Consider the following 11,982-nt stretch of genomic DNA (forward strand, 5'->3'; position numbering starts at 1 on the left):
GCGGCCGACCGACGACATGAGGGCGCTCGCCACATCCAAACCCCCCGCACAACCCGCCCCCGGCCGCCGACAGGAGCGGATCTCCCGGCGGAACGGCCCGCCGACGGCGTGTCGCCGGGAGATCCGCTCCCCTCACAGCCCGAGGGCCCGCGTCCGGACTCCGGTCCCCTGCTCTACTGCGGATCCGGGCCCACCGCGACCGGCCGCTCCGGGTCGGAGGACCACTCCGACCAGGAACCGACGTACAGCGCCGCCGGGACGCCCGCGACCGCCAGCGCCAGCACCTCGTGCGCGCCGGAGACACCCGAGCCGCAGTAGACGCCGACCGGTGCCCCCTGGGACACGCCCAGTTCCCTGAAGCGGGCGCCCAGTTCTCCGGCGGGCAGGAAACGGCCGTCGGCGCCGACGTTCTCCGTCGTGGGCGCCGAGACCGCGCCGGGAATGTGCCCGCCCACCCGGTCGATCGGCTCCACCTCACCGCGGTACCGCTCCCCCGCGCGGGCGTCCAGCAGCACCCCCGAACGCGCCAGCGCCGCCGCTCCGTCGGCGTCGAGCAGCCCGTCCGCCCCCGGTACCGGTACGAAGTCCCCCTCGGCCGGCTGCGGCACCGACGTCTCCAACGGGCCCTGCCAGGACGGCAACCCGCCGTCGAGGACTCGCACGTCCGGGTGACCCGTCCAGCGCAGCAGCCACCACGCGCGGGCGGCGCCCCAGCCCAGGCCCCCGTCGTACACGACCACCGGCGTCCCGGACGACACGCCCGCCCGCCGCATCGCGGCTCCGAACACCGCGAGGTCCGGCAGCGGATGGCGGCCGTGCCCGCCCGGAGCGGAAGCCAGTTCCTGGTCCAGGTCGACGAAGACGGCGCCGGGAAGATGCCCGGCCCCGTACGCGGCCCGTCCGTCGAACGGCGGCTCACCGGCCGCCGTGGCCAGGCTGAGCTGCCAGCGGACGTCGAGCAGTACCGGCGGGTTGGCGCCCGCGAGCGCGCCCGCGAGGTCGGATGCGGAGATGATGGCGTTCATGGCCACCATCCTCGCGCACGGGGTGGCCGAGCCGCCCGCGTCCGGCTACTCTGCTCGGCCGGACAGGACCGGTCACGAGGCGTACCGGATCGGGCACATACTGTGTCGACCGCGGCGCGGGAACGATCCGTCGGGACGCGAGAGGACAACGGCCGGTACACGCGGCCGAGAAGAGAGTGACGATGACCGACGCACGGGGGAACGCCCGCCCGAACGGCGGGGCGCCCGCTCGGCACACACCCGGCACACCCTGCTGGGTGAGCCTGATGGTGCACGGCCTGGATGCGACCGAGGAGTTCTACGGGGCGCTGTTCGGCTGGGAGTTCCACCCCGGCCCCCAGCAACTCGGCCCGTATGTGCGTGCCCTGCTCGACGGCCGTGAGGTGGCCGGCATGGGGGTGCTGCCGCCGGACCGTGATCTGCCGGTCGCCTGGACGCCGTACTTCGCCTCGGACGACGTGGATCTGACGGCGGACGTGGTGCGGTCGTGCGGCGGCACCATCGGGGTGGGCCCGCTGGACGCCGCCGACGCCGGCCGGCTGGCGATCGGCTCCGACCCCGGCGGTGCCGTCTTCGGCGTCTGGCAGGCGGCCACGAGTCCGGGCACCGCCGCCTCCGGCGTGCCCGGCACCCCCGCCTGGAACGAGCTGACGACCTTCGAGTCGGCCCGTACCGCCAAGTTCTACGAGACCGTGTTCGGTTACGACGAGGAGCCGGCGGTCTCCGCCGACCCCGACCACGTCACCCTGCGCCTGAACGGCCGCCCGGTGGCCGGCGTCCACGGCGTGGGCAGGTCCCTCCCCCGGGACCGGGGCCCGCACTGGACGACGTACTTCACCGTCGCCGGCACCGACGACGCGGTGGAGCAGGTCCTCCGCCTGGGCGGCCGGCTCCTCGCCCCGCCTCACGAGGGCCCCCACGGCCGCGTCGCCACGGTGACGGATCCGGAGGGGGCACGGTTCGCGGTGGTGGAGGGCCCGCGCTGACGCGCGGACTCCCGCCTGCCACCGGTGGAACTCGATCTCGTGCTCGGCGTTGTCCGCGCTCTTCATCGGTGGAGCGTAGAGTCGATCGGGTCACGCGGACCGTACATGAGTACGAGGCAACTCCTTCTGGTCCTGGACGGGTTCGGTGACGGCGCCGCATCCGGTCCACCCCCGTGGGTCCGGAATGCGGCGGCAGCACAGAGTCTTGGCGGTCGGGTCCTGTCCGGCAACGATGTGCGATGTCCGGGACAGAACGAGACTGTCCGGCCTGGTCAACGACTTGCCCTGACCGTGCGGTCGGGCTGTCCGATAACCGCCGGACACCGGTTGCCCGTTGTGGCGGGTGTGACGAGAATGACCGCATGGTGGTCTCGGGGGGCGTGAACCCCGCAGAGGCGCGGACGGCGCGCGAGTATGTCGCCCTGCTGCGGGAACTCAAGGAGCACAGCGGGCTGACCTTCCGTCAGCTGGAGCAGCGGGCCGCCGAACGCGACGAGGTACTGGCCCGCAGCACCCTGGCGGACGCCCTGCGGCGGGACGCGCTGCCGCGCGCGGAGGTGGTCGCGGCGCTGGTCCGGGCGTGCGGTGCCGGGGAGGACGTACCGGAGTGGCTCGCGGCCAGGGAACGGCTCGCGGCCGGGGAGGAACCCGCGGCCGCCGGTACGGATCAGGAGCCGGGCCCCCCGGACGGGCCAACGGATCAGGAGCCGGAGCCCCCGGACGGATCGCCGGAACCGTCGGACCCCCGCCGCGGCAGGACCGCCATGACCGCCATGCTGGCCTCACTCGGCACGGTCGTCCTGCTCGCCGTCGGCGCGGTGGTGCTGCTGCCACAGGACGACGGGACCGAGAACACGAAGTCGACCGCCACCCCAACGAGTTCGGGCTACTCACGCATCCGCCCGGCGCGCGCACCCGAGTTGTGCCTGACCGACGGGGACGTCCGCGTGGACGGCGAGTCCAAACTCCTAGCGGTGCAGCGGCCTTGCGCGGAGGCCGTCCCGCCGCGCGTGTACCTCCAGCGGGCGGACGACGGCCGTTACCAGATCCAGTTCCGCCACCCGGAGCACGGCACCGGCTGCCTCACCGTCCTGGGCGACGGGGTGTTCAAGGGCACGCTCGAACCCTGGGAGGACTGCCGGGCGGGCGGGAACTCCCAGTGGTTCCGCGTCGAACGGGCCGACGGCGGCGACCGGTGGCGGTTGCGGTCGGCGCAGGACGACGCGCTGTGCGTCGGCGTCCGCGGGAGTGCGGAGGAGGCGGGCGCGGCGGTCGCGGCGGAGCGCTGCGCGGAGCGCGGCGGTGACGATCAGGTGTTCCTGATCGGGCGGGAGTGACGGGCCCGGTCGCCCCCTCGGCCCGCCCCGGGGTGTGTCAGTGGTGGTCGGCGGTGGCGAAGTCCGGCAGTTCGGTGGAGAGCAGCTCGGCGGCGGCACCGTCGAGGAGCCGGGCCGTCTCCGTGGAGCGGGGAAGCATGGTCTTCTCGTAGGCGCGGACGGCTTCGCCGACGGTGTCGTGGTGGGCGAGGGCGAGGGCGAGTTCGCTGGCGTCCAGCATGGCGAGGTTGACGCCGACGCCGAGCGGGGGCATCAGGTGGGCGGCGTCGCCGAGCAGGGTCACCGTGGGGTCGTGCTCCCAGGTGTGCGGGACGGGAAGGGCGTGGATCGGGCGGTCGACGTAGCGGCCGTCGTTGTCGGTGATCAGCCGGCGCATGCGGGGTGACCAGTCGCGGTAGCGCTCCAGGAGGTGGGCCCGGATGCCGTCGGTGTCCTGGAGGGAGAGGCCGCCGGCGGTGATCCAGTCGGCCGGGACGCGCTGGATGAGGTAGACGCGGATGTGGTCGCCGCCGTTGCGCTGGGCGAACAGGCCGCGGTCACCGTCGGCCGCCGCGGCGCTGCCCTGGCCGACGAGTTCGGCGATGTCGGGGTGCCGGGTCGTGACGTCGTGGAACCAGGCCTCCAGGAAACTCACGCCGCTGTACCGGGGAGTGGCCGGGGAGACGGCCCGGCGGACCTTGGACCAGGCGCCGTCGGCGCCGATGACGAGGTCCGCCTCGACGGTGGTGCCGTCGGTGAAGTGCAGTTGCCGGGGGCCTTCGGCGGGGCCGCCGACGGAGCGCAGGGTGTGGTTCCAGCACACGGTGCCGGGCCGGAGCGAGCCGAGCAGCAGGTCGCGCAGTCGGCCGCGGTCGATTTCCGGCTTGAACCGCTCGTCCGGCTCGGGGACGTGGTGGAAGAGGACCGTGCCGGCCGGGTCCAGCTGGCGCATCTCCTGCCCCTCGGGGCGGGACAGCCGGAAGAACTCCTCCAGGAGACCGGCTTCGCGCAGGGCGATCTGGCCGTTGTCGGCGTGCAGGTCGAGGGTGCCGCCCTGGTCACGGGCGTCGGGGCCGGCGTCGCGGTCGTGGACGGTGACGGTGATGCCGTGCCGCTGGAGGATGCGGGCGCAGGTCAGACCGCCGGGGCCGGCGCCGATGACGGCGATGCGGGGCGCGGGATTGGTGTTCATGGTGTGTTCCGTTCGTTCGGTGCGGTCCCACAGAGGGAAGAGCGGCCGGGCAGCGCCTCGCAGCCGCCATCCCAGAAAAACACACCGACTCAATAAGTGCAACAACTCAACTTTTGAAGTGGGTCAACCGGAGAGATAGGGTGCCGGTATGCCCAGAACGACGACCGACACCGCGACAGACCCCTCCCCCGCACCCGTGGGGCGCCGCGAACGCAAGAAGGCGGCCACCCGCCGGGCCATCGCCGACGCCGCGCTGCGCCTGTTCCTGGAGCGCGGCTACGACGAGGTCGGCATCCGTGAGATCGCGGACGCCGCCGACGTGTCCACCACCACCCTGTTCAAGCACTTCCCGGTCAAGGAGGCCCTCGTCTTCGACGAGGACGCCGACCAGGAGACCGAGCTGCTCGCGGCCGTCCGCGAGCGCCCCGAGGGCCGGTCGATCCCCGCCGCGCTGCGGGAACACGCCCTGACCACCCGGCTGGTCTCCGCCGACGGCGACGCCCGCTTCACCGCCTTCATCGACCTGGTGGCCGGCACCCCCGCGCTGCGCGACTACGGCCAGAAGATGTGGCTGCGCCACACCACCGCGCTCGCCCGGGTCATCGCCGAGGAGAGCGGCCTCCCCGCGGACGACCCCGCCTGCACCGCCCTGGCCCACTTCGCCCTCGAAGCCCCCCGCGCGGCCTACCCCCACGACACCCCCCGCGAGGTCGTCGACCGGGCCTTCGACCTCCTGGAACGGGGCTGGGGCGCACTCGCCCGGAGCGGGGCGTGAGCGGGCACGCCGCGGCGAAACGGCTTGCGGTCCGGGCGGGCGCCTTCAAGGGGCGCAGGGACCGGTGAGCCGGGTGGCGCCGGTGGGATCGACGGGTTTCGCCGTCATGACCCTCACGACCCCGTCGGTCGCTTAGCGTGATCAGCGGTGACGCTACGACATGGGGCGGCTGTACCCGTGTTGTACGCGCCTGTCGGAGCTGCGCGCCGTGACGGCGTCCCTTGCGGGGCGTTGAGCGAGAGAAGGCAGTGGTGGACATGGCGGAGCACACAGGTGCGGAGGCCGGAGCCCAAGAGGTCTCCTGCTGTTGCCCGTCGGCCTGGTGTCCGGAATGCAACTGCCACTGCGGATTGACGCGGTCGGGGCCGTGATGTTCCTCGGGCTGGTGCCGACGGCCGTCGCCCGCACCGGCTACTTCGCAGGCTTGCATCACGCTGGTGCAGCCGCCGGAGTTCTCGCAGTCCTCCTCGAACCACTCACCGCCACGCTGCCCGCGGTGCTGTTCGGCCACGATCGCCTGGGCGCGGCACAAAGCCTCGGTGCCTTCCTTGTCATGGTCTCAATCGGCACCCAGCAGGCTCCGGTCAGGACGACCGGCACATCGTGGACGTCCCCTGTCCGCCGGCGGTTGCCTCTCCCACGAGGCGCTGAGCAGGGTGCTCGGGCAAGCAGGACCGTCCATCACCCGAGCACCCTCACGGAGAGAAAACAAGCCGGCGAGCCCTCACCCCAAAAATGGCCCATCTCAAGCTGCCTCCCGGGCCATCCCACCACGCCCGAACTTCATCAGCCTCCTCCCCAACGGCCGAGCTGCGTCCGTGGTTTGACGCCACTGACCGTCAGACTCGGCGACTGACCGGGCTCTCAGAGAGGGACCCGTACCGTCTCCACCCAGCCCGGGGGCTGCGGCGCACCCTCGCCGATCAGGGCCGCGATCAGGCGGCAGGACGGGGTCTCGTCCGGCCAGGGGGTGAGCCCGTCGGTGAGGACGATGACGATCGAGGGGCGGTCACGGGCCGCGAGGGCGGCGTCGATGCCGACGCGCATGTCCGTGCCGCCCCCGCCGCCGAGGGTGATCTGCTCGGTGGCCGTCACCCGGGACACGGCGTGCACGTCGGCGTCGCAGGCGAGGACGGTGACGCGGTTGCCGCGCACGCCGACCTCCCGCAGGACACCCGTGACCTCGCCCAGGGCGGCGGCGAGTTCCGCGTCGCCCATCGAGCCCGAGGTGTCGACGACGACGGCCACCCGGGGCAGCGGACGGCGGAGGCTGGGGAGGACGACGCCGCGCAGCGCCGGGGTGCGGCGCGAGGGACGGCGGTAGGTGTAGTCGACGGCCCCGGCGGCCCACGCGGCGGCTTCCCGGACCGCGCCGGACAGGGCCTGCCGCCAGTCCACCGTGGGTTCCAGGAGTTCCTCGGCCCAGCGCCGCCAGCCCTCCGGGAGGGTGCCGCGGGAGCGCTGGTGGGCGCGCATCGCCTCGGCGGTGTGCCGCCGCAGCGCCTGGGCCTCGACGTCACCGAGCGCGGCGGGGCCGGCGGAGCCGGGGAGTTCCCAGGGCGCGGGACGGCCGTGGGCACCCGATCCGCAGTCGTGTTCCCGTACGTGCGGGGGCAGTTGCGGCAGGTACGCCTCGAACAGCTGCCCGTCGGGCAGGCCGAGGAGGCGGGGCTCGACACGTCCGGCGGGCAGGCGCAGGCCGTCGGCGAGGAGGTCGTCGTTGATCTCGCAGTCCTGGGCGACGTTGACGCGGTACCGGTCGCGCTGGTCGGCGGCGGGGAGCCGGCCGGCGCGGCCGTGGTGGTCGCGCAGCAGATGCGCCACCTCGTGGATCCAGACGCCCGCGAGTTCCTCCACGGGGGTCGCGTCGACGAAGGCGGGCGACACGTAGCAGCGCCAGTGACGGTCCACGCCCATCGTCGGCACGTCGGGGCTCGGCACGATGGTCAGGGCGTACAGGGCCGACGCCAGGTAGGGGCGGTCGCCGGCCGCGCGGTAGCGGGCGGCGAGCAGTTTGGTCGTGTCCAGGCCGCTGCGGGGGTCCGTCATGCCCGCGTGCCTCAGCGGCTGCCGGGCAGGGCCCCGGACATCCGCAGCAGGTCCAGGAACCCGTCGATGCCGGGGGGTACGGGCCAGTCCAGCCGGCGCATCGACGCGAGGTCGGTGGCGGCACGGGCGGCCACGTCCGGTACGCCCGCGTCCACGGCCTTGGCCAGGACCGTCCAGCCGGCCTCCCAGCGGGGCCGGGTGAGGTCGCCCTGGATGGCGGCGACGACCGCGATGAGGAAGGCGAGCTGGCGGTCGCCGCGCTCGGGCAGGGCGAACGCGTCGGGGTCGGCGAGGACCCGCTCGGGGTCGGGCAGATCGAGGTGCTCCAGGTACGACAGCAGTTCGATGCCCGCGCCGTCCCCGACGGCCCCGGTGAGCGCGGCGGCCGTGGCCTCGCGGCCGGCGCCGGTCGCGTATCCGGTCGCGAGCAGCCGCAGCGCCATCTCCCAGGTGCGCGGGGACGGCCAGGAGCGGCCCCGGCTCTCGGCGTCGGCGGGTATGTGGTGCACCAGGCCCGGACGGGCCGTGAGGAAACCGGAGACGGCACCGCGGGCCCGCGCGACGGCACCGGGCACCTTGGCCGGATCGACCGCCGGAACGGCCACCTCCGGCCAGGTGCCGGCCATGCCGCGGGCGACCGTGGCCGGGTCGTGGGTCCAGTCGAGGTGGACGAAGCGGTTGGCGAGCGGCGGGCTGAGGTGCCAGCCGTCGGCGGCGCTGGAGGGCGGGTTGGCGGCGGCGACGATGCGCACCGCGTCGGGCAGGACGAGGCTGCCGACCCGGCGTTCGAGGACGACCCGCAGCAGCGCCGCCTGCACGGCCGGTGGCGCGGAGGACAGTTCGTCGAAGAAGAGCAGGCCCTGTCCGGCGCGGGTGAGCCGGACCGCCCAGTCCGGCGGGGCCATCGGCACGCCGGTGGTGGCCGGGTCGTCACCGACGATCGGCAGTCCCGCGAAGTCCGACGGCTCGTGCACGCTGGCGATGACCGTCTCCAGCGGGAGGCCGAGTCCGGCGGCGAGCTGCTCCAGGCCGGCGGACTTGCCGATGCCGGGTTCGCCCCACAGGAGGACGGGCTGGTTGGCCGTCACGGCCAGGGCGAGCGCCTCCAGCCGGTGGTTGGCGGCGGGTTCGGTGCGGTGCGTGCGCAGCCTGCCGACGAGGTCGTCGGCGGCGGCCAGCGGGCCCGGTGCGGTGCGGTGGGTGGGGTAGGTGCTCAAAACGGCGGTTCCTTGCTGTACTCGACGGGCTCGTCGGGCTCGGGCTCGGACTCGTCGGGCTCGGCAAGCTCGTGGTCGTCCGCTTCCTCCTCCTCGTTGCGGTCCATGTACTCGTCCCACCACTCGGCCCCGAGGCCCGGGTGTTCCTCCCGGACGCGCTTCCGGAGGAAGGCCAGGTCGGAACGCTTGTAGCGGCGGACGACCTGGGCCAGCGACAGCTCCATCTGGTCTTCCACGTCGATCCGGGCGCCGGCGTCGAGGAGTGCCTCCACGAGGGCCCTGGAACCGCCGTCGTTGACCGCCACGAACAGCGGTGTTCGGTCCCGCTGGTCGCGGGCCTCCAGGTCGAGCCCCGCCGCGAGCAGCCGGGGCAGGAGCGGTTCGTGGTCGAGGAGGTGCAGTACGTGGAGCAGCGAGCGTCCGGAGGCGTCGCGGACCCGGGGGTCCACGCCCGCGTCCAGGAGTTCGAGCACGCCGTGCGTGTCGCCGTGCTGGGCGCGCAGGAACAGGTCCTGCCGCTGGGCGCGCAGCGCCTTCGGCAGCCGGCCGTCGCCGGACGCCCAGGTCTGCTCGACGGCGAAGCACCCGGCGACGGCGCCGCCGAACGCGCGCAGGGCCCGCTCGCGCTGCTGCTCCTCGTCGCTGTGCGGCATGCGGAGCAGACCGCCCGGACGGAAGCCCACCTCGTGCCATTCGCCGCGGCATCGCACCCGGACGGGTGCGGGGGCGGCGGGGCCCGGTGGGCCGCCGGTCCCACCGGTGACCCGGAGGTCGGGGAACAACGACTCGCGGACCAGCGGATGCAGGTGTTCCGGTTCGACTCCGCCGACGCGCAGCAGGTCGAGGTCGGGGAGCCTGCGCCAGAGCGCCTCGGCCAGGAGGGGCAGGCCGTCGGCCTCCTCGCGGCCGACGGCCCGCACCCCGAGACCGGTGGCCGTCGGCTCCAGCAGGATGCGCGTGCGCCAGTCGCCGAGGACGAGGAAGCGGTCCCCGACGCCCTCGTCCTTCAGCCGGCGGACCTCCCGCTCCAGGCGGGTGTGGTCGAGCGCGAGCCGGCCGAGGAGCGCCGGCGGATCGGCCCGGTACCAGCCGGGGCCGCCGGCCGGGGGTGTCAGGTCGACCTCGATCCCGGCCGCGGCGAAGGCCGCCTCGACCTCGCCCTTCTGGTGCAGCAGGGTGACCCACTCGGCCCGGGCCGCCGCGTCACCGGGGCCGGGGTCGGCGGCGGGCAGTTCGTCCGTACGGCACGGCCGGCCGTCGGTGTGGAAGAAGGGGAGCCGTTCGGTGCCGCCGCCGCACCGCTCGCGCAGTTCGGCGGTGTGCCGGGCGTCCCACAGGTGCCGGGCGTACCGCCAGTCCTCGATCCCGCCCCCGAAGACGCCCGCGGCCTTCTCGTCCGGGACCGTGCGGAACCGCAGGGTGACCCGCTGCGGGCCCTCCACCATCACGGGCGTGGTGAGGTGCAGGTACGGCGTGGAGCGGGGGCCTTCGCCCGCCCGCACCGGCCGGTAGCGGGCGAGGACGACGGTGCGGCCGGTGGCGAGGGTGGTCCGTCCGCCCAGCAGCCGGGGCAGGTGCCAGCGCACCAGGTCCGGGACCAGGTGGCGCAGGTCGTCCTCCAGCGCCGCGGCGACGTCGTCGCCACAGTGCTCGGCGACCTCCGGCAGGTCGATGTCGACGTCCACGCCGGCCGCCGCGCACGCGCCCCGCCAGTCACCGGCCGTACGGCGTTCGGTCGCGCGCTCGATCATCCGCCGGGGCACGGCGTAGCGGCGGACGCGTCGCCGGCTCGCCGCCTCCTCCGGTGGGAAACAGGGGAGTTCGGGGCGGCGGCTCACCGGTAGACACTTCCTATCGCGCGCAGGTCGGGGTGGGCCCCGGCCATGGGCCGCAGGCGCTGGGTGAAGGAGCGCTTCACCTTCCGGGGCAGTCCCGGTCCCAGGCCGACGTACTCCAGCGGTGAGCCGTCCGGCACGGCCGCCAGCAGGGACTTCGCGCCGCGCCCGGTGAGTCCGGTGTGGCACAGCTCCAGCCTGCGCAGCGGGCTGCCCGCGAGGGCGGCGGCCAGGGCGTGGGCGCCTTCGTCGCCGGTGGCGTTGGCGGGGGCGCCGAGGCTCCGCTCGGACATCGGCCGTCCCAGGTCGAGCGTCTCGATGGCGCCCAGGGCGTCGGCGAGGGCGCGCGCGCCGGCGGGGCCGATGCCGTTGCCGCCCAGGCCGAGGCGTACCGGCCGTCCGGCGTCGGCGGCGGCTGCCGCGAGGACGGCGGCGCCTTCGTCGCCGAGGTGGTTGGCGGGCAGGTACAGCTCGCGCACGCCCGCCTCCCTGATCAGCGCCGCCAGCAGGCCGGCGGCGTCGGCGGTCAGACCGTTTCCGCCGAGGAAGAGGCGTTCCACCGGGCGCGGGCGGCCGGTGAGGGCGTCGAGCAGGGCGCGCAGGCCCTCGGTGGTGACACCGGTGTTGACCAGGTCGAGGGTGCGCAGCGCGGTGTTGCGGCGGAGTGTCGCGGCGAGTGCCACGGCGCCGTCGTCGCCCACCGGGTTGCGCTTGAGCCACAGGGCGCGGACGGTGTCGTCCGCGGAGAGTGCGCCGGCGAGCACGGCGGCGCCTTCCGGGCCGATGCGGTTGCAGCCGAGGTAGAGCGTGTGCAGGCCGTGGCCGGCGGTGAGCGCGCGGGCGACCGTCGACGCCCCTTCGTCGCCGATGGCGTTGGTGCCGAGCAGGACGTGCCGGGCGTGCGGCGATGCGGCGGCGACGGGCATCAGCCGGGCGGCGCCGGCCGCTCCGAGGCCCTGCTTGCACAGGTCGACACGGCCGTCCGCGCGCACGGTGCCGAGCGGGAACGTCTCGTCGCTCTCCACCGCCCGGGCCGACCTCAGCCGGGCCAGCAGCGGATCCAGGCCTACAGGGTCACTGATCGGGATGTCCGGGTGCTCGATCGCCGGGCAGCGCACGGGTGTCGGCTGCGTCATCACCACTCCACCGGTCCATCGCCGGTGCCCGGCTCGCCGAGGGCGGCATCGCCCTCCGCCCGCCCAGGACGGACCGACGCCAATCGACGTTCCTCCACGACAAGGGCGGCAAGGCCGGTCGGATTCGAACCGACGTCCTCCAGCTTGATGCTAGGGCGCGACGACCTCTGCGCTACGGCCTTGCCGTGGAAGATCATAGCGGGATCGGCCGCAATGTCGATCACTTGTTTGAATAAAATCTCCGGGCGTCGTCCACCCGTAGGAGGCCGCCGGTGCGTCAGGCGGAAGAAACGGGCAGCACGTCGGGCGACAGTGCCGCCGCGCGGGCCACCGTGACCGTCATGCGGCAGCGTTCGGCACCAGCAGCCGCACGATCAGGGGTCCGGTCCCGGTGTCGTACTCCCAACGGGAGGCAGGGGGCATGGGCTGGGTGGACGCCCGAGAAGCCGTT

The 11,982-nt window shown here is 74.2% G+C and carries 11 protein-coding genes; 4 read left to right on the forward strand and 7 right to left on the reverse strand.

The features are described 5' to 3' along the window. Positions 1-173: 173 nt before the first annotated feature. Positions 174-1,025: a sulfurtransferase gene (locus tag ACFV5H_RS09975; protein ID WP_385045756.1), complete on the reverse strand. Its 852-nt coding sequence runs from the start codon at positions 1,023-1,025 to the stop codon at positions 174-176. A gap of 182 nt (positions 1,026-1,207) precedes the next feature. Between ACFV5H_RS09975 and ACFV5H_RS09980 the strand changes: the two genes are divergently transcribed. Both ACFV5H_RS09980 and ACFV5H_RS09985 read left to right on the forward strand, forming a co-directional pair. Further along, complete coding sequence (locus ACFV5H_RS09980; RefSeq protein ID WP_385193894.1) at positions 1,208-2,011, forward strand: VOC family protein; 804 nt, start codon at positions 1,208-1,210, stop codon at positions 2,009-2,011. Positions 2,012-2,373: 362 nt separating this feature from the next. Next, on the forward strand, positions 2,374-3,348 hold the full coding sequence (locus tag ACFV5H_RS09985) for a helix-turn-helix domain-containing protein (protein ID WP_385045762.1): 975 nt from the start codon (positions 2,374-2,376) through the stop codon (positions 3,346-3,348). Positions 3,349-3,385: 37 nt separating this feature from the next. On the opposite strand, the gene ACFV5H_RS09990 is transcribed toward ACFV5H_RS09985, so the two are convergent. Further along, positions 3,386-4,519, reverse strand: coding sequence for an FAD-dependent oxidoreductase (locus ACFV5H_RS09990; protein WP_385045765.1), 1,134 nt, complete (start codon positions 4,517-4,519; stop codon positions 3,386-3,388). 148 nt (positions 4,520-4,667) lie between these two features. Here ACFV5H_RS09990 and ACFV5H_RS09995 point away from each other — a divergent pair, with 148 nt between their 5' ends. Together ACFV5H_RS09995 and ACFV5H_RS10000 are read left to right on the forward strand one after the other, a co-directional pair. Further along, complete coding sequence (locus tag ACFV5H_RS09995) at positions 4,668-5,294, forward strand: TetR/AcrR family transcriptional regulator (protein ID WP_385193897.1); 627 nt, start codon at positions 4,668-4,670, stop codon at positions 5,292-5,294. 307 nt (positions 5,295-5,601) lie between these two features. Beyond that, a complete protein-coding gene (locus tag ACFV5H_RS10000) occupies positions 5,602-6,150 on the forward strand; it encodes an EamA family transporter (protein WP_385193900.1) in 549 nt (182 codons plus the stop codon). A gap of 8 nt (positions 6,151-6,158) precedes the next feature. Here the strand turns inward: ACFV5H_RS10000 and ACFV5H_RS10005 are convergent, their stop codons facing one another. The 5 genes from ACFV5H_RS10005 to ACFV5H_RS10025 are packed head-to-tail and all read right to left on the reverse strand — an operon-like array spanning position 6,159 to position 11,755. After that, a complete protein-coding gene (locus tag ACFV5H_RS10005; protein ID WP_385193902.1) occupies positions 6,159-7,343 on the reverse strand; it encodes a VWA-like domain-containing protein in 1,185 nt (394 codons plus the stop codon). Between the two features lie 11 nt (positions 7,344-7,354). Beyond that, a complete protein-coding gene (locus tag ACFV5H_RS10010) occupies positions 7,355-8,560 on the reverse strand; it encodes an AAA family ATPase (protein WP_385045784.1) in 1,206 nt (401 codons plus the stop codon). Continuing rightward, positions 8,557-10,398: an ankyrin repeat domain-containing protein gene (locus ACFV5H_RS10015; RefSeq protein ID WP_385193905.1), complete on the reverse strand. Its 1,842-nt coding sequence runs from the start codon at positions 10,396-10,398 to the stop codon at positions 8,557-8,559. The genes ACFV5H_RS10010 and ACFV5H_RS10015 overlap by 4 nt, the downstream gene beginning before the upstream one ends. Then, positions 10,395-11,531, reverse strand: a complete 1,137-nt coding sequence (locus ACFV5H_RS10020) for a gala protein (RefSeq protein WP_385045790.1) — start codon at positions 11,529-11,531, stop codon at positions 10,395-10,397. Before ACFV5H_RS10020 ends, ACFV5H_RS10015 begins: the two co-directional genes overlap by 4 nt. Continuing rightward, positions 11,531-11,755, reverse strand: a complete 225-nt coding sequence (locus tag ACFV5H_RS10025; protein ID WP_344566993.1) for a hypothetical protein — start codon at positions 11,753-11,755, stop codon at positions 11,531-11,533. The genes ACFV5H_RS10020 and ACFV5H_RS10025 overlap by 1 nt, the downstream gene beginning before the upstream one ends. Between the last annotated feature and the right edge of the window lie 227 nt (positions 11,756-11,982).

This window comes from Streptomyces sp. NPDC059787 (assembly GCF_042732315.1).
Lineage (GTDB): Bacteria > Actinomycetota > Actinomycetes > Streptomycetales > Streptomycetaceae > Streptomyces > Streptomyces atrovirens.